Annotated in this window: 16 protein-coding genes, 1 tRNA gene and 1 pseudogene; 7 read left to right on the top strand and 11 right to left on the bottom strand. The window is 68.8% G+C overall.

Features of this window, described 5'->3' with window-relative positions:
- Positions 1 to 174: 174 nt before the first annotated feature.
- The 3 genes from H9634_RS01330 to H9634_RS01320 are packed head-to-tail and all read left to right on the top strand — an operon-like array spanning position 175 to position 3,385.
- A complete protein-coding gene (locus H9634_RS01330) occupies positions 175 to 1,209 on the top strand; it encodes a Bug family tripartite tricarboxylate transporter substrate binding protein (protein WP_318244960.1) in 1,035 nt (344 codons plus the stop codon).
- Positions 1,206 to 1,817 carry a tripartite tricarboxylate transporter TctB family protein gene (locus H9634_RS01325; protein WP_318244959.1) on the top strand — a complete coding sequence of 204 codons (612 nt, stop codon included), beginning with the start codon at positions 1,206 to 1,208 and terminating at the stop codon, positions 1,815 to 1,817. Before H9634_RS01330 ends, H9634_RS01325 begins: the two co-directional genes overlap by 4 nt.
- Entirely contained in the window at positions 1,817 to 3,385 is a 1,569-nt protein-coding gene (locus tag H9634_RS01320) for a tripartite tricarboxylate transporter permease (RefSeq protein ID WP_191725025.1), read from the top strand. Before H9634_RS01325 ends, H9634_RS01320 begins: the two co-directional genes overlap by 1 nt.
- On the opposite strand, the gene H9634_RS01315 is transcribed toward H9634_RS01320, so the two are convergent.
- From H9634_RS01315 to H9634_RS01280, 8 genes are all read right to left on the bottom strand, one after another.
- The gene (locus H9634_RS01315) at positions 3,370 to 4,284 is read right to left on the bottom strand and encodes a CPBP family intramembrane glutamic endopeptidase (RefSeq protein ID WP_191725024.1); all 915 of its coding nucleotides are present in this window, start codon (positions 4,282 to 4,284) and stop codon (positions 3,370 to 3,372) included. The two genes, H9634_RS01320 and H9634_RS01315, sit on opposite strands and share 16 nt — an antisense overlap.
- A gap of 101 nt (positions 4,285 to 4,385) precedes the next feature.
- Positions 4,386 to 5,243, bottom strand: a complete 858-nt coding sequence (locus tag H9634_RS01310; protein WP_191725023.1) for a lytic transglycosylase domain-containing protein — start codon at positions 5,241 to 5,243, stop codon at positions 4,386 to 4,388.
- The gene (locus tag H9634_RS01305; RefSeq protein WP_191725022.1) at positions 5,240 to 7,357 is read right to left on the bottom strand and encodes a hypothetical protein; all 2,118 of its coding nucleotides are present in this window, start codon (positions 7,355 to 7,357) and stop codon (positions 5,240 to 5,242) included. Before H9634_RS01305 ends, H9634_RS01310 begins: the two co-directional genes overlap by 4 nt.
- Positions 7,350 to 8,216, bottom strand: a complete 867-nt coding sequence (locus tag H9634_RS01300; protein WP_191725021.1) for an anchored repeat-type ABC transporter permease subunit — start codon at positions 8,214 to 8,216, stop codon at positions 7,350 to 7,352. The genes H9634_RS01305 and H9634_RS01300 overlap by 8 nt, the downstream gene beginning before the upstream one ends.
- The gene (locus H9634_RS01295; RefSeq protein WP_318244958.1) at positions 8,213 to 9,070 is read right to left on the bottom strand and encodes an anchored repeat-type ABC transporter ATP-binding subunit; all 858 of its coding nucleotides are present in this window, start codon (positions 9,068 to 9,070) and stop codon (positions 8,213 to 8,215) included. Before H9634_RS01295 ends, H9634_RS01300 begins: the two co-directional genes overlap by 4 nt.
- Positions 9,067 to 10,032 carry a choice-of-anchor M domain-containing protein gene (locus tag H9634_RS01290; protein ID WP_191725020.1) on the bottom strand — a complete coding sequence of 322 codons (966 nt, stop codon included), beginning with the start codon at positions 10,030 to 10,032 and terminating at the stop codon, positions 9,067 to 9,069. Before H9634_RS01290 ends, H9634_RS01295 begins: the two co-directional genes overlap by 4 nt.
- On the bottom strand, positions 10,029 to 11,570 hold the full coding sequence (locus H9634_RS01285; protein WP_191725019.1) for an anchored repeat ABC transporter, substrate-binding protein: 1,542 nt from the start codon (positions 11,568 to 11,570) through the stop codon (positions 10,029 to 10,031). The genes H9634_RS01290 and H9634_RS01285 overlap by 4 nt, the downstream gene beginning before the upstream one ends.
- A gap of 5 nt (positions 11,571 to 11,575) precedes the next feature.
- Positions 11,576 to 14,065: a choice-of-anchor M domain-containing protein gene (locus tag H9634_RS01280; protein ID WP_191725018.1), complete on the bottom strand. Its 2,490-nt coding sequence runs from the start codon at positions 14,063 to 14,065 to the stop codon at positions 11,576 to 11,578.
- Between the two features lie 361 nt (positions 14,066 to 14,426).
- Between H9634_RS01280 and H9634_RS01275 the strand changes: the two genes are divergently transcribed.
- A complete protein-coding gene (locus H9634_RS01275) occupies positions 14,427 to 15,503 on the top strand; it encodes a GNAT family N-acetyltransferase (RefSeq protein WP_191725017.1) in 1,077 nt (358 codons plus the stop codon).
- Positions 15,504 to 15,515: 12 nt separating this feature from the next.
- On the opposite strand, the pseudogene H9634_RS01270 reads toward H9634_RS01275, so the two are convergent.
- Together H9634_RS01270 and H9634_RS01265 are read right to left on the bottom strand one after the other, a co-directional pair.
- Positions 15,516 to 16,865 (bottom strand): annotated as a pseudogene (locus H9634_RS01270) (alanine/glycine:cation symporter family protein).
- Between the two features lie 314 nt (positions 16,866 to 17,179).
- Positions 17,180 to 17,255: transfer RNA gene (locus H9634_RS01265), tRNA-His, on the bottom strand.
- 202 nt (positions 17,256 to 17,457) lie between these two features.
- On the opposite strand from H9634_RS01265, the gene H9634_RS01260 reads away from it, so the two are divergent.
- Both H9634_RS01260 and H9634_RS01255 read left to right on the top strand, forming a co-directional pair.
- Entirely contained in the window at positions 17,458 to 19,122 is a 1,665-nt protein-coding gene (locus tag H9634_RS01260; protein ID WP_191725016.1) for a hypothetical protein, read from the top strand.
- Positions 19,123 to 19,404: 282 nt separating this feature from the next.
- The gene (locus H9634_RS01255) at positions 19,405 to 20,442 is read left to right on the top strand and encodes a dihydrolipoyllysine-residue succinyltransferase component of 2-oxoglutarate dehydrogenase complex (RefSeq protein ID WP_225210445.1); all 1,038 of its coding nucleotides are present in this window, start codon (positions 19,405 to 19,407) and stop codon (positions 20,440 to 20,442) included.
- Positions 20,443 to 20,741: 299 nt separating this feature from the next.
- On the opposite strand, the gene H9634_RS01250 is transcribed toward H9634_RS01255, so the two are convergent.
- Positions 20,742 to 21,011 carry a hypothetical protein gene (locus H9634_RS01250; protein WP_191725014.1) on the bottom strand — a complete coding sequence of 90 codons (270 nt, stop codon included), beginning with the start codon at positions 21,009 to 21,011 and terminating at the stop codon, positions 20,742 to 20,744.
- 216 nt (positions 21,012 to 21,227) lie between these two features.
- Between H9634_RS01250 and H9634_RS01245 the strand changes: the two genes are divergently transcribed.
- Complete coding sequence (locus H9634_RS01245) at positions 21,228 to 21,428, top strand: hypothetical protein (protein WP_191725013.1); 201 nt, start codon at positions 21,228 to 21,230, stop codon at positions 21,426 to 21,428.
- The last annotated feature ends 109 nt before the right edge of the window (positions 21,429 to 21,537 follow it).

Raw genomic sequence — 21,537 nt, 5'->3', positions numbered from 1 at the left:
CCCCAACCGCCTCGGGCCCGGGGCGTTCGACCCGCTCGGCGAGCTGTGTTGCGCCAGCTGAGATGATCCTCGACACAGTCTGAGCAGGTGCATAGAATTTAGCGACCGCAACCGCAGTGGCGCGGGCGATGTGCAGCATTGCCGCGTGCCGGATCCGAAGGGACACAACCGAACGTGGGCAGTCCACCGACCTCAGGCAGCACACAGACGCGCGGCTCCGCCTCGCCTGGGAAGAAGATCGCACTGACGATCTACGCGATCATCGCCGTCATCGCGATCGCCACCGCGACATTCTTCTCCTTCTCCTCCTCCAGCCAGGCCGGTGACCTGCGCGCCGGGCTGACGATGATCGCCCCGGCCGGAGCCGGCGGCGGCTGGGACTCGTTCGTACGCGAACAGCAGCAGGCGATGCGCCTGTCCGGTGTCGCCCGCAACGCCCAGGTCGTCAACATCCCGGGCGCCGGCGGCACGATCGGGCTGGCCCGGTTCTCCACCATGAACGGGGAAGCATCGACGATCATGGCCACCGGTTCGGCGATGACCGGCGGCATCGAGCTCAACGACTCCCCGGTCGGCTTCGACGACGTCACCCTGCTGGCCCGGATGGCCGAGGACTACGACGTCGTCATCGCCCCAGTCGACGCCCCCTACGATGACATCCCCGGCCTGCTCGAGGCGTGGAAGGACGACCCGAGCGGCTTCCGCTGGACCGGCGGTTCGGCCGGCTCGCTCGATCACCAGGTCGTCGCCCGGCTCGCCCAGGAAGCCGACATCGACGGCAAGGACATCACCTACATCCCGAAGTCCGGCGGCGGTGAGGCGATCCAGACGCTGCTCTCCGACACCACCGATGTCGCCTCGACCGGCTACAACGAGGTCTCCGACCAGGTCGAGGCCGGCCGCGTCAAAGCACTCGGGCTGACCGCGCCGGAACCGCTCGACGGGGTCGACGTCGAGCCGATGGTCGACCAGGGCGTCGACGTCGTCATGGGAAACTGGCGCGGCATGCTCGCCGCCCCCGGCATCACCGATGAGGAGAAGACCGAACTCCTCGCCATGCTCGAGGAGACCCGCAACAGCGAAGAGTGGAAAGACGCGCTCCAGCGCAACTCGTGGACTGATGCGTGGATGACCGGTGAGGACTTCGAGGACTTCCTCGCCGAGGACCAGAAGAACACCGCCGAGCTGCTTGAGGAGCTGGGACTGTGAACGAGACCCCCGCACACACCGGCGCCCACACGCCGGGCACTGCCAGCGCCGATGCTGCTGCCGCAGCCGGCAGCAGGTCCTGGTGGACCGGCCGTTCCGGGCTCGTCCTCGCGCTCATCATGGCCGCCTTCGGCACGTACATGCTCTACGGCGTGCTGACGATGCAGGTTGCCGAAGACGCCGACAAGCCCGGCCCGCAGTTCGTGCCGATGGTCATCGCGATCGCCAGCTACCTGCTCGCCGCGCTGCTGACCATCGCCTACATCCGCACGCCCGAGGCCCCGGTCGAGGCCGGCGGAGCGGTCGCCGGCGGCACGTCGGCCGACCCGGATGACATCGCCGCAGCCCAGGGCCGCTACCGCACCTTCAGCGACTACGCCTCCTTGGCGTGGGCGATCGGCGGGTTCGCCGGCTTCGTGCTCCTGCTCGAACCGCTCGGCTGGATCCTCGCTGCCGCGGGCCTGTACTGGTGCGTCACGCGCGCAATGGGCTCGACGAAGCCGCTGTTCGATGCGACGGTCGCGCTCACCGTGTCCTCGATCATCTATCTGGCGCTCGACGTCTCGCTCGGTCTCAACCTGCCCTCGGGCATCCTCGGAGGTCTGTGATGCTTGACAGTCTCATGTCCCTCTTCGGCGGCTTCGCCGAGGCCGTCACCCCGATGAACCTCCTGTGGGTGTTCGTCGGCTGCCTGCTCGGCACCGCGGTCGGCGTGCTGCCCGGTCTCGGCTCGTCGATGGCGGTCGCGCTGCTGCTGCCGATGACCTTTGCCCTCGACCCGGCCGGTGCGCTCATCCTCATGTCCGGGGTGTACTTCGGCGGGCTGTTCGGCGACTCGACGATGGGCATCCTCGCCGGCACCCCCGGCCAGCCATCAGCGATCGCCACCTCGATCGAAGGACACCGGATGGCCAAGGCAGGCCGCGCCCCGCAGGCGCTGGCGGCCGCGGCGATCGGCGCGTTCATCGGCGGCATCGTCTCCGCAGTCGTCGTCGTGTTCTTCGCTCCGGCGCTGGCGGACTTCGCCACGAACTTCGGGCCCGCCGAATACACCGCCCTGGCCCTCTTCGCCTTCGTCGCAACCTCCTCGGTCGTGGCCGACTCGGTGCTCAAGGGGCTTTCGGCCCTCGTGCTCGGCGTGGGCATCTCACTGGTGGGCATCGACTCGGTCTCCGGCACAGAGAGGATGACCTTCGGTCTGCCCGGACTGTTCGACGGCATCTCACTCGTCACCGTCACCGTTGCGATCCTCGCCCTCGGCGAAGTGTTCCACATCGCCTCCCGGATCCGGCGCACCGAGCACCTGACGCAGACCCCTGAGACCGGCCGGCCGTTCCTGTCGCGATCGGAATTCCGTGAGTCGATGCCGGCCTGGCTGCGCGGCACCGCGATCGGCCTGCCCTTCGGCGTCATCCCGGTCGGCGGTGCCGATGTGCCGACCTTCCTGTCCTACGGGCTGGAGAAGCGCCTCGACAGGAACCGCAGGGACCCGCAGTTCGGGCGCGGTGCCATCCGCGGCATCGCCGGCCCCGAGGCGGCGGGCAACGCGACGACGGCGATGGCCATCGGCGCCCTGCTGGCCCTCGGCCTGCCGATCTCAGCGACCGCAGCGATCATGCTGGCGGCACTGCGCCAGTTCGGTCTGCAGCCCGGCCCGCTGCTGTTCGACCGGGCACCTGAGCTCGTGTGGGCACTGCTGGCGTCGTTCTTCATCGCGATGATCGTGCTGCTCATCCTCAACCTGCCGCTGGCCAGCGTGTGGGCGAGCCTCATGAAGATCCCGGCCCCGCACCTGTACGCCGGCATCGCCGTGTTCTGCGGCCTGGGCGTCTACGCGACCTCCTCGTCGGTGTTCGACCTGGCGCTGCTGCTCGTCATCGCCGTCCTCGGTCTCGTGCTGCGCCGCTACGGAGTGCCGTTGGCCCCGCTCATGATCGGAATGGTGCTCGGCCCGCTGGCGGAGACGAACTTCCGCGATGCGCTGCTGAGCTCCGGCGGCAGCTACGCCACCTTCTTCTCCTCGCCGCTGTCGATCATCCTCTACATCGTGCTCGCCGCCGCACTCGTCTACACGATGATCGGCCGGCTGCGCGGCCGCCGGGTCGGCGACATCGGCGGGGCCTCGGCCTCGGCTGATGCTGAGGCCGAGCACGCGGAGGATCAGAAGGTGAGCTGACCGGCCTCCTGCCGGTGAGTGCGGCGCTGCTGGGCGATCGCCAGTCCAAGAGCTGCGATCGCCCAGCACGCCCAGCCGGTGGCCGCGGTGAGCCAGAAGGCGGTGTCTGACAGGCCCGTCTGCGCAACCACGAGGTTCGAGGCGATGAAGACGAAGACGGTGTTGAGCACCGTGTGGGCGATGATCGCCGGGACCACCGAACCGCTGAGCACCCGCAGGGCGGACAGCGTCAGAGAGGCGAGCCCGAGGTTCATGAGCGTGACGATCACAGCCCGCTCGCTCATCTCGCCCAGGTGCAGGTACGTCAGCATGAGCGGGGCATGCCAGAGCACCCAGAACACCGCGATCCCCCCTGCCGCGGTGCCGGTGCCGAGGCCTGCGAGCCGGGTGTGCAGGTAGCCGCGCCAGGCGATCTCCTCACCCGTGACCTGGATGGCCATCAGCCCTGCTGCCAGCGGCAGCAGCGTGAGGACTGCCGGTGCGTCCGTGCCGATGTCCAGCGGCTGCCAGCCGGCCAGCGCGCCGATGCCGGTCGACACCGCCGCAACCGACAGCAGCACCAGGACCGCTGCGAGACTGCCGCGCCATGGATGCCCGCTCGTCAGCACCGCCTGCCGGCGAAAGCGCACCGCCGCCTCGGGCGCGGATCGCAGCCGGGTGATGCGGTGGGCGATGAAGCACACAAGGGCGGGGGTCCAGGCGACGGCGAGGATGACGACCGGCAGGAGCCCGGGATCGGCGCCGAGCCAGAACGGCACGACCGCAGCGGTGCTGATGAGCAGCAGGACGGCGCCGATGGCGGTGACGTCAGCGGGGATGCTTGCGGCAGCCTCCACGCGATCGCGGGCTGAGCTGTCCGGGGTGCGGGCGGGTGCGGCAGCGACAGCCGGGATGGTCATGGCGACTCCTCAAGGTCGAAGCTGTGCTTCCACTCTCGTCGCTGCCACGAGCTGCCGGGATGGAGGTGCCCGCCGCCTCAGGTGGGGATTTCCCCCGCCTCTCAGCCGGTGCCCGGGTCACGGGTGCCCGGCGGCTGGGTGCTGTCCGCTGCCGGCGGTGGCGTGAGCGGGGCGCCGCTGCTGGCGTGGGCGGTGCGGTTGGCGGCGTCGAAGACCGCGCGCACGTAGGCATCGGATGGGTTGTAGGCGAGGATCGCCTGGGTCCAGCCCTCCGGGGTGGCGAGGTTCCGCTGGCCGGTGCACAGGTACTTCGCCGCCGAGGCGGTGGCGTCGTCGATGTTCTGGGCGTCCGCGGTGCCGTCGCCGTTGCCGTCGATGCCGAAAGCCTGCCAGGTCGCCGGCAGGAACTGCATCGGCCCGATTGCCCGGTCGAAGTCGCGGTCCTGATCGAGTCTGCCGCCGTCGGTGTCGGTGATGCGGGCCAGTCCGCGGCCGTTGAGCTGTGGGCCGATGATCGGCTGGGCGGCAGTTCCTGCGGCTGTCACCGAGGTGCCGCCGAGGGTGCCGTGGGCGGATTCGACGAACCCGATGCCGGCCAGGGTGTTCCAGCGCAGCCCGCACTGCGGGAACTGGCGGGCCGCCCAGATCTCGGCTGCGACATAGCTCTGCAGCACCCGGGCGGGGATGCCGGTGCGCCTGGACTGGTCGGCGATCCACTGGGAGGACACCTGGGTGCGCTGCAGTTGGGCGTCATCTGCTCCGCCACCGGCGTCCGGGCCGGCCGGTGCGTCCTGTGCTGGGGTGGGCACCGCCTCGGCGGTGGGGCGCGGGTCGTGCGGTGACTGGGCGCTCGCCCGCTGGTGGGCGCCGACGAGGTCGCTGAGGAAGAGCATCGTGAGCACGGCCAGGCTCAGCCCGAAGGCGATGAGCCCGATGGCGCGCAGGCGGGTCGGCTTCATGTGGACCTCCCGGGTTTGAGGTCGCGCACGAGCAGCAGGGTGCCCCAGCCGGCGGCGGTGAGCGCGATGCCCATGCCGAGGCCTGCCAGCAGCCACATCCAGGCAGCCGGACCGGTGACGACCGGGGGTGGTGCCGCGTCGGGGCTGGGCTGCTGTTCGGGCAGGTCCGGCTGGGCGAGGGTGGAGGCCATCGACACGTCGGTGCAGGTTCCCACCAGGGCGGCGAGCGCGGTGTTGGCCGCCACTGGGGAGGCGACCTCGCCGACGGAGAAGTGCAGCGGGACGACGATCTCCTGGGCAGAGGTGCTGCTGTTACCGGTGCGGATGACGGTGTTGACGGTGTAGGTGCCCGGCTGGGTGAAGGCGAAGCGGGGGAACTCGGTGCCGCCGGCCGGCACGCTCATCGCCGATCCGGCGGCGGCCAGCAGCGAGGTGTCGCCGAACTCATCGGTGCCGATGAGGGCGGCATCACCGGGCCCTGCGACGGTGTCGATGCCGACCTCGACGGTGCCGCGCAGCTGACCGCCGACGGCGGCGATGCCGATCGCCGGTGCGCTCATCCCGTCCTGGGAGCTGGCCCACAGCTCGTCACCGGGTTCTGCGACTTCGCCGAGTCCGTCACCGCCGACGGTGAGGGTGGCGGTGGCCGGGAGCACGTAGTCGACATCGGCGAGCTTGCGGGTGATCGGGGTGTGGGTGCGCAGGTCGGTGAGTTCGGCGCACGGGCCGGTGAAGTCGTGGGTGATGGCCAGCTGGGTGAGCCCGGAGCGGACCTGGACGCGCTGGCCTGCGGCTGCCGGGGTGCACATGAGCCCGAAGGCCGGCACCACCGGGGTGCTGATGCGCTGCACGAGCGGCAGGCCGGGCACCGGAGCAGAGGCGACCATATCGGAGCCGAACACGGCCCCTTGGTCGGCCAGCGTGCGCCGCTCCTCTAGGCTCAGACCACCCTCAGGATCGGAGCCGGAACCGGAGCCGGGGTCGCGATCACCATCGCCGCTGTCCGCGCCGTCGCCGGTGTCGTCGTCTGGCCCGCCGTCGCTGTCGTCGCTGTCGTCGTCGCTGTCGTCGGCATCGTCGGAATCCTCGGGGTCATCGTCGTCCGGGGCCGCGTCGGGGGCGCGCGGGTCCGGGCAGGCGCGTGCATCAGCGCCGCGCAGCCCGTAGTGCAGTGTGGTGGCAACGGCCGGTTCCTTCCTCCCTGCCGCGACGATGTCGATGCCCAGGCAGTGTGGGCCGGTGGTGGGGAACGCGGCGTCGAAGACGAGCCGGGTCGGGTCGGTCATGCGCATCGTCACGGACTTCGCACGTCCTGGATGCTGCTGGGTGCCGCTCGGGTCGGCCGGGTTCGTCAGCTGCACCTTCTCAGCGCTGCGGATGCGCACCTCGACCCAGTCGCGGGGCCCCGGCTGATGTGCGGTGTCCGCGCCCGAGGCGGTGGTGCCGGTGAGCTGGTCGATGTCGACGGTGATGTCCTCGGCGATCACACCGTCCTCGTGCTTCTTGAGCTTCCGGTCGAGGTCGCTGGCCTTCGCCCACTCCCGGCCGTCGCGGGTGAAGGCGCCGTCTGGGGTGATGCGCACGGAACCCTCACCTGGACCGGCCTTCGCCTTCGGGGTGGGTACCGGCTGCGGTGCGATGTGGGGCAGCGCGGCATAGCCCGGGCAGGCCGTTGCGTCGCCTGCCTCCGTGCCGCTGGTGGTGACGACGGTGTCGAGCGTGGCCCGCTGGGTCTTCTCGCCCTTCCTGACGACAGCCGAAACCCGCACGCCCAAGCAGGTGCCGGGCTTCAGCCCGGTGACCGGCAGGTGGCCGGTGGTCTGCGGGCGCATCTGCACTGCCGCCGGCAGCCTGCGGCCGGCGAGTTCCGCCTCGGGCGCGGACGAGCGGTCGAGGAGGACGGTCACCGGGCCGACGGCAGCGGCGAACCCGCGTGTGTCGACGTGCAGGCGCCCGGCACTCTCACCGGTGCCCGTCAGCGACACCGGACTCTCGGCACGTTCGGTGCCCGGCGCCTCGGTGGCGGTCACCGGCACAGAGCCGAGCAGCACATGAGCGGCGGCCAACAGCATGATCACCAGCAGCGATACCGCCTGCCGGAGGGTCTCAGGCATGGGCGACCACCCGCTGGCGGCTGCGCTGCAGCAGGCCGTGGCGTGGGGCGAACATCCACAGCAGCAGGAACACCGCGGTGAGCACGAGGACGATGGTGCCGCCGACGGGCAGGTCGAAGCCCCATGACAGGTACAGGCCGGCGAATGCGCCGAGCGCGCCGATGACGGGGGCAAGGATCATCATCGTCACGAGCCGGTCGGTCAGCAGGCGGGCGGCGGCGGCCGGGGTGATGAGCAGGGCGAGGACGAGGATGTTGCCGATGGTCTGCACGGACACGACGATCGCCAGGGTGACGAGCACGTAGAGGACGATGTCGAGCCAGAACACCGGCAGGCCCATGGCGCGGGCGAAGTCGCGGTCGAGGCTGACGGCGACGAGTTCCTTGTGCAGCACGACGAGCAGCGTGATGATGAGCGCCCCGGTGATCGCGACGGTGTAGACGTCGCGGGTGGGGATGCCGGTGATGGAGCCGAACAGGAAGTCCGTCAGGGAGCCGGCGTAGCCGGGGGCCCGGGAGATGATGACGATGCCGGCGGCGAAGGCGGCGACGAAGAACACGCCGATGATGCTGTCCTCCTTCAGCCGGCGGTGCTGGGAGAAGATCGCCACGAGGATCGCGGTGCACACGCCGGCCACTGCCCCGCCGAGGACGAGCGAGCCCTGCAGCACGAAGGCGATCGCCAGGCCGGGAAACACCGAGTGGGCAACGGCGTCGCCGATGAAGGACATGCCGCGCAGCACGACGTAGGTGCCGACGACGCCGCAGATGATCGAGGCCATAACCGCCATGAGCAGCGCCTTGGGCAGGAAGGCGAGCATCGGGTTGGTGAGGTCGGCGAGGAAGTCGAAGAAGCTCATGTGGTCAGTCCGATGCTGGTGAGAAGCGGTGAGGTCGCTGAGACGCTGAAGGTGTCCATCCAGGCCTGAGGGTCGCGGACCTCATCGGGGGTGCCGTGGCAGCGGATGGTTCCGCGCAGCAGCGCGATCTGCGTGCACGTCGCCATCGCCGCTGGCAGGTCGTGGGTGGACATGATGACGGTGCGGCCGTCTGCTGCGAGCCGGCCGAAGAGCGCGGTGAGCAGTTCGGCGGTCGGCATGTCGACGCCGGTGAACGGTTCGTCGAGGAGCAGCAGCTGGGAGTCCATCGCCAGCGCGCGGGCGACGAGCACCCGCTGACGCTGCCCGCCGGAGAGTTCAGCGACCGGGCGCTTGCGCACGTGGTCGAGTTCGACCTGGGCGAGTGCGGTGTTGACGGCCTGGTAGTCGGCGACCTGGGGCCGGCGCAGCCAGCCGAGGCGTGAGGACCGGCCGGTGAGCACGACGTCTTCGACGCTGATCGGGAAGTCCCAGGTGAATTCGTGGCGCTGAGGCACATACCCGATCCGCCCGCGCAGTGCCGCAGCCGGCTTGCCGGCGACGCGGATGTCCCCGCGGTGCGGGAGGAGTCCGAGGATTGCGCGCAGCAGCGTCGTCTTGCCCGCACCGTTGGGGCCGAGCAGCCCGAGGAACTGGCCGTGGCCGACGGTGAGGTTCAGGCCGGTGAGCACCGGCCTGCCGCCGAGGTCGACGGTGAGCTCGGTGACCGTCAGTGCCGCGCCCGAGGCGGTGGCCGCCGTTCCCGGGCCGGTTCGCGCCTGGTCCGGGCCTGCGGGGGTGTCTGCCTGGTCCGGGCCTGCGGCGGTGGCCGGGCTGGTGACGTCTGCCCGTCTCACTGGCCGGCCCCCGGTCCGGAGCGCTGGGCTGCTGCGGCGCGCTTCTTGGCGCGTGCAGTGCCGATGACGGCGATGGCGGCGACGACGATGAGCACGGCACCGACACCCAGCAGCACGAACATGAGCGGATCGGCCGCCCCGCCGGCCCCCGCCTCGGCGCCGGCATCGGCCTCATCCGCACCGGCAGCGTCGCCTGCGCCGCCAGCCTGATCACCGGTGTACTCGGCGCTCATCGCCTCATCGGTGCTGGCTGCATCGCCGACGGCCAGGCGCAGCACCTGCCGGGAGGAGACCTCGTTGCCGGCGGCGTCGGTGAAGGACACGCCGATGTCGAGGGGGTACACGCCGGGTTCGGTGAAGACCCAGTTGGCGTGGGTGTGGGTGTTGTTCTCGACGAAGATCTTCTGATCGGCACCCTTCCGGGAGTCCCACAGCTGTTCGGGTGCGCCGAAGCTGCCGTTCTGCAGGTACAGCACCATGTCACCGGGTCCCTGCATGCCGTGGTATTCGAGGTTCATGCCGCGCTGGGCGGTCTGCGTGAACGCCGGGTCCTGGGTGTTCCAGCCGACCCAGATGAGCCCGGGCTTCTCGACCTGCGGGATCAGCCACACGTCCTCGCCGGGCTCAGCACCGATGAAGGAGTACTGCTCATCTTCGGGCATCGGCATCTTCGCGCCCGCGTCGTTGACCTTGAGCACGGTCTTGTCGAGGCTGCGCCACACCGGCGGGGCCTGGGTGTCATCGCGCATGACGAGCTGGAATTCCTCGCCGACCTCCTTGGGGCCGATGTCGACATGGCCGGCGTCGAGGACGGCCGCGTCATCGACGAGCTTCTCCTCACCGGTGACGGTCTGCTCGAGGTTGGGGTCCTCGGCAGGCTGGGCAAGTGCCGGCACGGCGGCCGGGCCGATGACGAGGGCAGCGGCGAGGCACGCGGAGCTGAAAACGGAGCGGATGGTCATGACAGGCACCTCTTGAGTGATCGGGCGTTGAAGCGCATGAGCTCTTCATAGGTCGTAACGGTTGCGTCGAAGGCATCGGAGTAGATCGGGCAGACGTCGATGCCGGTGACAGCGGCGAGTTCGCGCAGCGTCTGCGCGCGGGCGGCAAGCTGGGGTTCGAGGAACACGGCAGGCACTTTGAGGTTGCGCACCGTGTCGGTGAGCCTCACCATGTCGGAGATCGACGGTTCGGTCGACGGGTTCGGGGTGACGAAGCCGGCGACCGGGATGTCGTAGTCCTTGGCCAGGTAGGCGAACGCATCGTGCGTGGTCACCAAGTGGCGGCGGGACTCGGGGATCTCGGCGATCGTCTGCCGCACCTCGTCATCGAGCGCATCGAGCCGGTCGATGTAGGCCTCGGCGGTGGCGTGGTACTCGTCGCGGTGCTCGGGGTCTGCGGCGATGAAGGTGTCGCGGATGAGCTTGGCGTAGGCGATCGCGTTCGTCACCGAATGCCACAGGTGCGGGTCGATCTCACCGTGCACGTGCTTGCCGAGCACTGCCTGGGGCAGCAGGTGCACCGAGGTCCCTTTCGGCCCGAGGAACCCGGCACCAGACGGGATCTCCTGCCAGGCCTTGTTCGTCACCTCGATGACGGCATCGGAGGCGGGGATGTGACGGTGCTCGACCGTCCCGCCTCTGGTGTCGTCGTAGACGATCTCCATGGCCCTGTCATCGAGGTTCATCGTGACATCGGCATGCCCGCCGTTGAGCCGCTGACGGCCGGCCAGCTCGGGGATCTGGGCGGGATCCTGCCCGACGACGAAGGTGAACGTCGCCTCCCCGACCCGCTTCTGCGGCCCGTCGGCCTTGGGCAGGACGCTGCCGGCGAAGGTCGCGGTGTAGACGCCTGGTGCGGAGAACGCCCAGCTCAGATGCGTGTGCGCATTGGCCGGCAGCACCGCCTCGTCCTCACTCGGATCGACGCCGTTACTGGTATCGAAGTACATCGACGTCTGGCCCAGGCCCTCGGTGAGGAAGCCGTGCATCGTCCCCGGCCCGGAGAATCCGGTCAGCCGCAGGTGCATGTCGCTGGTGCGGTCGGCGCCGAACCGGCTGCCGTCGCCGTGAACACGCAGACCCAGCCAGATGGTGTCGAGCGAGACGTCCTCGACGAGTGGGATCACCTCGGCGGCGTATTTCACCGCACCTTCGGCCAGTGCGACGTTTGCCGCCTGCGGGCTGATGTTGGAGTCCAGGGTCTTGATGAGCTTGTGCTCTTCGAGCAGCACATAGTTGGAGAACGCGACGTCGGCGTAGACGATGTTGCGCACATCGCGCAGCGTCGGCTCATAGGAGTGCGGGTCCGCCCCCGGCGGTACGAGGCTGGCGACCTGCACGTGCTCGCCCCCGACCTGGGCGGCGATGTCGGCGATGACGTTCGTCGTCGCCACCACCTGCAGTCTGCCGTCCTCCGGGTGCGGGCTCAGCAGCGGCTTCGCCGCGCACCCGGAGAGCGTCAGGGTCAGGGTCGTGCACAGTGCGGCCAGCTGACGCATGCGTCTCAGCTGTCTTCCTTCCGGCGCGCGGACAGGAGGACCACGCCCAGGGCGATGAGCACCGCGCCGCCGGCGACGTAGTAGCCGATCGCATCAGTGCCGGTGCGCGGCAGGTTGGAGCAGTCGACGTAGCGGATCTTGGCACCGGCTGGGACCGGGTTGCCGTCCTTGTCGGTCATCGTCCCGGAGCCAGCCGCACCCGAGGTACTGGAACCGGCCGGTGCACCTGACGGGTCAGCTGAGGCGCTCGGATCGGCTCCCGGCTGGCCGGCATCTCCCGGCTGACCCGGCTGACCTGGCTGACCCGGCTGGCCGGGCTGGCCCGGCTGTGCGCCGGCGGCCTGCGCCACAGCACCGCCGGCGTGGGCGTCTCCGCCTGCGTTGGCGTCACCGCCGACGGTGAAGTGCAGGGTGCCCGAGGCGCTCAGCTGCTCACCGGCAGCGGTCGTGACGGTGAAGGTGATGTCAGCGGCGTACTGACCGGCTGCGGTGAACACCCAGTAGCCGTGCTCGTGGGTGCGCATCGGGATGTCGTACGAGTCACCGGGGCTCTGGAACACCTGCTTGACGTCGCTGCCGCCGAAGCCGCCGCCGCCGACGAACACATTCATCTTGCCGGGCCCGTTGAGGGCGTCGAGACGCATGTTGACAGCCGAGGCGTTGTTGACGAGCTCGGGATCCTGGGTGTTCCAGCCCAGCCACGGCACACCTGCCTGCTGCACCTGGCTGATCATCCACACCTCGTCGCCGGGGTTGCCGACGAAGTCGAAGCCCTTCTCCGGCAGCGGCTGCTTGGCCGCATCGCCGATGAGGAACTCGACGTCTGCTGGATCCCGCCAGGTCGGCGGTGCCTCACGGTCGTCCTTGAGCTGTGCCTTGACGGAGTTGCCGCGCATCCGCGGGCCGAAGTCGAAGTGCCCATCGGAGACCTGCACGCGCTCACCGGCGGGCGCTTCGTCGTCTTCGGTGCCCTGACCGTCGGCACCGCCGCCGGCACCTCCTCCGGCTCCGCCGGCACCGGAGGCCCCGGTTCCGCCGTGTCCGTTCGGTGCCGAGTCAGGGGTGCAGACGGCGTAGGTCTTGCCACCGGGTCCCGCTCCCGAGGCGCCGGTTCCGCTGGCACCGGAACCGGAGCTGCCAGCACCGCTGCCGGAGCTGCCCGAGTCGTTGCTGCTGGAGTCTGTGCCCTGCCTGTCCTCGGACTCAGAGCCCTCGCCATCAGAGCCCTCGCCCTCATCGGGCGATTCGGTTTCGTCAGGTGCTGTGGTGTCGTCGCCGCCGGGCTCGTCATCGCCTGTGTCTCCGGAGTCATCCTTCGCGGAGCCGCGGACCGTGATGACGAACTCGTTCGAGGCGGCGATTCCCCCGCCGTCGACCTGGTAGACCGCCCGCACCCGCATACCGTCGTGCTTGTCGGTGATCTCACGGATCGTGTACGTGTTGTCGGCGTTGTTGCCCTGCCGGTTCCAGTGCTTCGCACCGGCTGCGGCGGTCTCCCAGTACAGCACGCCGATGCGGTCGCTGTCCTGCAGCACGGCTGAGAAGTTCGCCGGATCGCCGACGCGGTAGTGGGTGCGGTCGCCCTTGATGCTCACCCGCGGCAGATCGCTGTCCTCAGGAGGAGTCTGGCTGGGATCGTCCGTCGGTTCACCGGTGGGATCCTCGGTCGGGTCCTCAGTCGGCGGGTTGTCAATCACCGTCAGTTCGTCGGCGTAGTCGCTGTAGTCACCGACGACGAAGTAGTAGTCTTGCCCGGCACTCGTCGGCTGCCCGCCCTTCGGGGTGGCGGTTGCGGTGAAGTGCAGCTTGTAGATGCCCGGGTGGGTGAATGACCAGTTGGCGTGGACGTGGGCGTTGGGGATCTGCTGGTAGGTGCGGTGTGCATCGTCGGACAGTGACAGGATCCGCTTGGCTTCTCCGAAGGTGCCGAACTGGAACAGCTCGACCTGGGCACCTTCGGGCACACTCGGCTTGGCCGGGTCGATCGACATGGTGATCGGCCCGTCGACGTCAGCGTCCCTGATGTCCTGGGTGTTCCAGCCGGCCCAGATGCCCTGGTGGTCTTGCTGCTGCGGAACCACCCATGCCTCCTTGCCGGCGGCTCCGGTGAATTCCCACTTCGGGTCGTCCGGCAGGGTCATCTTCAGCGCGTCATTGACGTTGAAGAACAGCGAGCTCGCCGCCTGCCGGGTGTGCGGGCGGTACTTGCCCCCTTCCGGTGCCCAGTCGACGAGGCTGTACATGTGCATCTGACCACCGGTCAGGCACATCGCCACTGAATCGGAATGCTCAGTCGTCACGACATTGCGCTTGCCGACCTGGGGGACGTCGTCCCACAGGTCGGTGACGTCTTCACCGCAGCTGCTGTCTGCAGCGGCAGGGGCGACGGCAGTGTCGCCCGGGGCCGGAGCGGCGAGCGCTGAGGTGGAGAGGGGCGCGGCGATGAGTGCTGCTGAGGTGGCTGCTGCGACGAGGAATCGCCGGATGGAATGCATGGCCGGAACCGCTTTCGTTTATATGAACCTTGGATCAATAGGTCGGGTTGTCGTGCACAGCGTACGCTCAGAAATCCGCGGGGTCATATGTACGTACGCTCACGTAATTACGTGCCTATACCCGGATGTGAAGGCGATTCTGCGCGACCCCAGTGTGCTCGCGGGTGGATTGGTGGATTCTGCACACTGCCCGCCGGCACAGGCCGTGGTAGCGTCGAGCATTATGACGATCATCACGCTGCTGCAGGACGTCTGAGTCCGACCTGCCCGCTGAGGCTTCCGTGTCGAGCACCGTCGCTCCGCGCCAGTCTCAGCGACCCCACCTGATCATCACTGTCATCGCTTTTCGAAAGGCCCTTCCATGCCTGCCTGCACCATTGCAGAGGTCACCCGTCCCGCCTCACCCGACCACCCGGACTGGCTCGACCACCGCCGCCTCGTCCACCTCGGGAACGTCGAGACCATCGGCTCCGGCGAATGGGACACCGACCCGGCCGAGGACTACCGCTCCGAGGCCGCGAATACGAACATGCACGTCCGCCGGTGGCTCGCCCGCCGCGGCGATGACGCGCTCGGCCATGCCCGGCTGGGACTGCAGCTGCGCGACACCGAAGCCGCCGCCGAGCTCACCGTCTTCGTCCACCCCGACCACCGCGGTCAGGGCATCGGCCGCCGGCTCGCAGAGGCGGCACTTACTGCCGCCCGCCAGGCCGGCGCCCGGCTTGTGCACACTTATGTCACAACCCCGGTCTTCACCGAGCCGAGCGCCGTGGAGCTGCTGCGCTCCCCCGCCGGTCACGGCGTCGTGCCTGCAGGTCATCCCGGCGTCCGCCTCGCACGCGGCCTGGGGATGGCACTCGGCCAGGTCGAACGGGTCTCCCGGTATGAGCTCACCGGCAGCACCGAGCTGCTCGAGCGCGCGTTCGCCGACGCCGAGGCGTCTGCCGGGTCCGATTATCGGGTGCACTTGTGGGAGGGCGGAGTTCCCGAGCACCGCCTGGAGGCGATGGCGGCCCTCGTCAGCCGCATGTCGATCGACATTCCCCACGGCGGGCTCGACATCGTCGCCGAGAACTGGGATGCCGAGCGGATCCGCGCCGCCTACGCCGAATACGCCGTGACGCACCGGATGTTCCTCGCTGTCGCTGAGCATCTGCCCAGCGGAGAGCTCGTCGCCTACAACGAGCTCGCCAGCCCGGCGGCTTCACCGGCGAACGCGGTCGAGCAGTGGGACACGCTCGTCGCCGGCCCGCACCGCGGCCACCGCCTCGGGAAGCTCGTCAAGGCGGCGAACCTGCTGCGCCTGCGCGTCGAGGTCCCCGAGGCGCCCTATGTCATCACCTGGAACGCCGAGGAGAACCAGCCGATGCTGCGGGTGAATGAGGAGCTCGGCTTCACCGGGTTCCTCTCCGAGGCGATCTTCGAGCTCGCACTCTGATCGCCTGCCGTCTCAGCGGTTCTGCTGCTTCGTCTGGGCCTGTTCGTCCCAGAACTCCGGGCGGGTCACCTCATCGGCGCCGTCCCAGGCTTCGATGCCGCGCTGGTCGTCGAGCTGCTCGCGGCTGAAGACCGGTTCGCGGTTCTCCCTGCGCTGACGCAGGTAGTCGCGCAGCAGCCAGACGGCCTTGCGGCCGAGCAGGATGACGGCCACGAGGTTCGTCAGCGCCATGATCGTCATGAACAGGTTCGCCGCCTCCCACACGACTGGCAGGGCGAGCACGGCGCCGACGAACACGGCGATGAGCACGATCGCACGGTAGACGCTGAGCACCCAGCGGCGGTCGGTGAGGAACTGAATGTTCGTCTCGCCGTAGTAGTAGTTGCCGAGGATCGAGGAGAAGGCGAAGAGGAAGATCGCGATCGTGAGGAAGTGCACGGCCCACTGGCCGAGCTGGTCCGACAGTGCGGTCTGGGTCAGTGAGGCCCCGGCGGCGGTGCCGTATTCGGGGTTCGACAGCAGCACGATGAACGCCGTGATCGTACACACGACCATCGTGTCGAAGTACACGCCCAGGCTCTGCACGAGTCCCTGCTTGACCGGGTGGGACACCGAGGAGGTTGCTGCGGCGTTGGGCACCGAGCCCATGCCGGCCTCATTGGAGAACAGGCCGCGCTGAATGCCGGTCATGATGATGAGCCCGACGCCGGCACCCATCACCGGGCGCAGCCCGAAGGCGTTGAAGACGATGAACTCGAACATGTGCGGGACGGCATCGAGGTTCATGAACACGACGATGATGCCGAGGATGAGGTAGAGCACCGCCATCACCGGGACGATGATCGAGGAGAGCATCGAGATGCGGTGCACACCGCCGAGGATGATGACGCCGACGAGCAGTGCCAGGCCGATGCCGATGACGATCGCCATCATCTCGCGGCCGGCCTCGCCCTGCGCGCCGAAGGAGGTGCTGGTGGCGTCGACGATCGAGTTCGACTGCACGGAGTTGAACACGAGTCCGTAGGTGACGGCGATGATGACGGCGAAGAAGGCGCCCATCCACGGCTGCCGGAGACCGAGCTTCATGTAGTGGGCCGGGCCGCCGCGGTAGGCGGCGTTGTCCTTGACTTTGTACAGCTAGCTCAGGGTCGACTCGGTGAACGCGGTTGCGGAGCCGATGAGTGCCAGCAGCCACATCCAGAACACCGCGCCGGGTCCGCCGACGGAGATCGCCAGGGCGATGCCGGCGATGTTGCCGGTGCCCACACGTGAGGCGGCGGAGACGCAGAAGGCGCGGAAGGAGGAGATCTGCTTCTCCCCTGCTGAGTCGCGTCCGGCTGATTCGCCGATGACCCGGAACATCTCCGGCAGCAGCCGCAGCTGGACGATGCCGGTGCGGATCGAGAGATACAGTCCGGCGATGCCGAGCACGGCAATGAGGACGTAGGTCAGCGGGGTGTTGATCGTCGTGATGACGTCGATGATCGGCGAATCGTCGCTCATGGCAAGCCTCCTTGAAGTATCTCCTGAGAGTCTCATGTATTGACACCGGCAGCGCGGGTGAGATTCACCACGCAGGAGGATCCGAGGTAGGCTGCCCGGCGACGGCGGCCAGAGCCGCGGGCATGCGAAAGCCCCGCCGACCCAGGTTGGGCGTGGGAGAGCGGGGCTTCGAGTGGGGTGGCTAACGGGACTTGAACCCGCGACCCCCGCGACCACAACGCGGTGCTCTACCAGCTGAGCTATAGCCACCATCACTGCCGTCAGACAGCATCGACTATCTTAGGACGTCATCCGGCGAAGAGCAAACCGGGCTGCTGGTCCGCTCTCCGGCGCGCAGGACACGATCCGATCGCTGCCAGATAACTATTCGGACTCGGCCAGGGCTTTCAGCGAATCGTGTCCCTACACTGGGATCGACCCTTCCCCACCGCGTCCTCCGAGGTTACTGTCCATGCCCATTGCGCACGTGCGCGTCGCCGCCGACCGGACCGTGCAGGTCACGGCCGCCGGCACGATGTCGCAGCACCCCGATGTCGGCGCTGCGATCGCGCACCTGACGGCGCTGGCGCGCGAGCAGGGCAGCGAGCTGACCGTGAAGCTCGACGACCACGGAGCCCAGCGGACTCTCCACATCGACGCCTCCGGCCGGCTGCGCACCGCGCCCGAGGCGGAGGTCGCCTCCGCGGCTGAGGGCACCGCAGACGCAGGGCCGGGTGACGACGGCGAGGATCCTGAGGGCATCGGCAGCGGTGCGCACGTGTTACAGCATCCGCTCACCGACCCCGAGGCGCAGTCCGACTATCCGGTGCGCGACCGGTTCTCCGGTCCGGCCGACCCGACCGGCCCGCCGACCGGCTCGATCCCCGAGCAGAAGTCCCGTCACAATCCCAGCCGGCAGCAAGCGGACAGGCAGCGCCAGGCACAGGCCGGCACACCTCGGCGCCGGGCCAAGCGGGCACGCAGCCGGCTGCAGATGCGCGGGCTCACCGTCCCCACGCTGGTACTCGCGATCCTCCTCATCATCGCCTTGGCCGCCTACATCATGCCGCGCATCATCGGCACCCCGGAGAGCCAGGCGCCCGAGAGCATTCCCGCCGCGCATGGTGCGGCGACGCAGCAGAGCCTGTCGATGGCCACCGGCAGCAGTGCGGTGCCCGGCTTCGAGGCCACCCCGGCGTGGGAGGAGACGATCCCGCCCGACGCCTCGGTCACGGCCACCGCCCGCGGGGTCGTCGTCGTCACGAATTCCCAGCTGCAGGTGCTCGATGCGCGCACCGGCCAGCAGCGCTTCGAGACCGACATCGACGAGCCGCCGAGCTTTGCCGTCGACACCGTCATCGACGGCCGGTCTGCGCTCGTGTGGCGGATCGGCGATCGCGCCTACGCGCTCGTCGACGGCAGTCAGCAGCCGTATGAGTACGCGCTGCCGAGTGGTGCGCGGATCTCGTCGGCGGGGACGAATGTGCTCATCAAGAACGGTGATGAGCTCTCGACCTTCGCCCGGGACGGGCTCACTCGCCTGCCGACCCCGGCTGCCGGGTCGACGCCGATGGCCCTTGACGGCGCAGAGCTCGTGAGCGCGACATTCGCCGGCCCGCTCACCGTCACCGATGTCGAATCCGGTGAGGAGCGCACGCTCGACCTGGAGGCCCCGCGCGATGATCTGCAGATCATCCGCTGGGTGACCGCCGGGCACGGGAAGGTCGTGACGCTGTGGGGTCAGCCGGGGGCGAGCACGAACTCCGGGCACCGGATCCAGCTCGTCGTCCATTCGCTGTCCGATGGCACGATCGCCTCGACGGTGTCGACGACGACTGACACCGTCGGCGAGGCCGACTGGGTGCGCGGGCAGGGCTACCAGCTCGCCGTCATCGGCCCGTACCTGTTCTCGATGGAGGACGGGCTGCTCGTGCGCGACGGCTCGGAGTCCAATGCCCGCTTCTCCGAACCGCGCGGCCATGTGGTGCCGGCGGTCATCGACAACACGCCGGTTCTCGTCAGCGCCGACACCGCCTGGCAGGTGCGCACGAACCTGCTGGCCGTCACCGCCGCCGACGGGTACGCCATCACCCGCGAGGGCACCGATCGAGTGGTGGGATATCGCAGTGAGCAGTGACCGATCGGTCGCATACTGCGGCCTGTCAGGACGCTTCGGGACCACCGGAGCGGTGCCCCGCCGCGGATGTCTCGCTTTGGTTCGGCCCCTGGCCGACCGTTACCATACTGTCAGCCGGTGGTGCGTCTTCGCACTCAGAGACGTGACCGGCGAAGAATTCCTCAGACGATCTCATTAGGACAGATGCACATCCGACGTTCAGGACGACACCACACCGCTCCAGCACGCGCGGCCGCTGCGGCTGCCGTCGGTGCCGCTCTGATCGTCCCGCTCACAGGCGCTGTGCCCGGCACGTCTGAGCCTGCAGAGACCACGACCGATGCCCCGGCCGTGGCTGACGGCGTCTCCCCCAGCGCAGTGCCGACGTCGACGGGGACTCCGAGCAGAGACGAGAAATCGGACGATCCGACTCCACATGAGGACGAACCGACTCCAGATGAGGGCACGGTCGCCAGGTCGGAGTACCACGGCGGGAAGGAAGGCGGCTGGGTGCGGCTCGTCGACGCTGACCGCCCCGGTTCGATCGGTATTCGCGCGACCGGGCCGTTTGACTGCACACTCGGCGGGCGCGAACGGACGTGCCGGATCGCGGAGGGCAGCATCCTCGCTCCCGGATTCGGTTCGAAGGACATCCCGCAGCCAGCAGCCGGAAGAGCCGATCGGTACTACTTCAGCAAAGACCCGCAGATCGAGATGACGATCACTGACGGCAAACCGAAGATCACGAAGATCGACGAGACCGCGCAGGTTTCGACGTCGCCGTTCGATGAGCCATCGCCCTCTCCGACTGACGTCCCGACGCAGGGTCCCACGAATGATCCGACGGATGAGCCGTCGCCTGAACCGACGCATGCCCCGCCGGAGGGCGATCCGCCGGGTGATGACGCCCCACGGCGTGAGTCCGAGCCGCGCGAGGAGGACCGGCCAGAGTCCACGGCGCCGCCGAGCAGCCTGGAGGACCCGAACAGCGGCAACGGCCGCCGGTCCGTCCGCGTCCCCGGTCAGGCCGGCGATGACTGGGCTCCCACCGGTGATGGCAGCAGCCAGCATCCGCACGACAACTACGCTGATCCGGTCCCACGGGCTCCCGATGGTGATGCGTCCGCAGCTGACGATGCCATCAGCGCCGAGAACTCCCCTGGTGGGCAGTCTGACGGGTCGGCCGAGACGAGCGCTGACAGCGCAGAGGACGATGCCGCTGACCTGGCCAGCGCAACCGGTTCAGCCTGGGCGATCGGCGGTCTCGTCGGCATCGCCGCGGTGGCCATCGGCCTCGTCGTCTTCATCCTCGGCCGCAGCCGCCGACGCCGCGCACACTGATCTCGCTGCGCCGATGCGGGCACAGATTTCGCTGTGCTGACGTGGCCACTGACCTCGCTGCTCTGACAGGAAGGCCGCACCGCTGCACTGACGACCGGTGACCCGCTCCTGAGGATTCCGCACACGCGCCACGGGCGGTGAGTCCTCACGACTCACCGCCCGTAGGCGCTGTCAGACTGCGCTCCCGCCTTCCGAGACCGGGTCGCTCCCGCCTTCCGACACCGGGTCGTCCTGCCGACCTGACCGGTGCCGGAGAGGCAACCACCGCCTCGGGCGCGGTTGCCTCTCCCTGCAGCTGGTCAGCTGCGCCGGCGCCTGTGGAGCACGAGCACGGCGGTGACACCGGCCCCGATCAGCAGGGCGGCCAGAATCGCCATCGCGGCGAGCTTCGTGCCGGTGCACGGCAGCTTGTCCGTCTCGATCTTCTTGGAGTCGTCATCCTCGGTCGGCGGCGGCTTGGGCTTATCGTGATCGGCGCGTGTGCCGTCGGCCTTGCCGCTGCCGTTGGTGTCCTTCGGGCCCTCGGCGTGCTTCTCCAGCTTGACCGACTTCTCCGCCGAGTACGACAAGAGCCGCCGTCTGGTCGGACCGGACGGCGGCTCTTCGGGAGTCGTACACCCCCCGGGACTCGAACCCGGAACCCACTGTTTAAGAGTCGTTGACGCGCCAGCCGCGACCGTGACTGAGCTGCCGAAGCGCGGCCGACCAGCACTGGATAGGGCGATGCCGGCGACCGTGATCGAGCTGCCGAAGCGCCCGCGCCCGGCACGACAGGAAGGCACAGCATGAGCATCGACGCACACGATGTCGAGATCACCCGCACGGTCATCGCCAACTACGACACGGCGCGCCTCCAGGTGCTGAGCGACGAGTACGCCCATCTGATTGCCGAGGCAGTCGCCGCCGGCCAGGATCCCAAGCCGTGGCATGTCGCCGATTACCGCGCGTTCACCACCGAGCTCACACACCGCTTCACCACGAGTTAGATCCCGCACCGACCTCCTCAGTTAGCCGCAGAGTTACCAGCAGGTCACCGCCGCGTCTCAGATAGGTCTCAAAATGGTCTCCCCTAATGTGATTCACCTCACGTCGTAT

Origin of the sequence: Brevibacterium gallinarum, from assembly GCF_014836885.1 — a bacterium.
In the GTDB taxonomy this organism is placed as follows: Bacteria; Actinomycetota; Actinomycetes; order Actinomycetales; family Brevibacteriaceae; genus Brevibacterium; species Brevibacterium gallinarum.
Note: the sequence above shows the minus strand (reverse complement) of the source record. Positions and strands in the feature narration are given on the sequence as shown.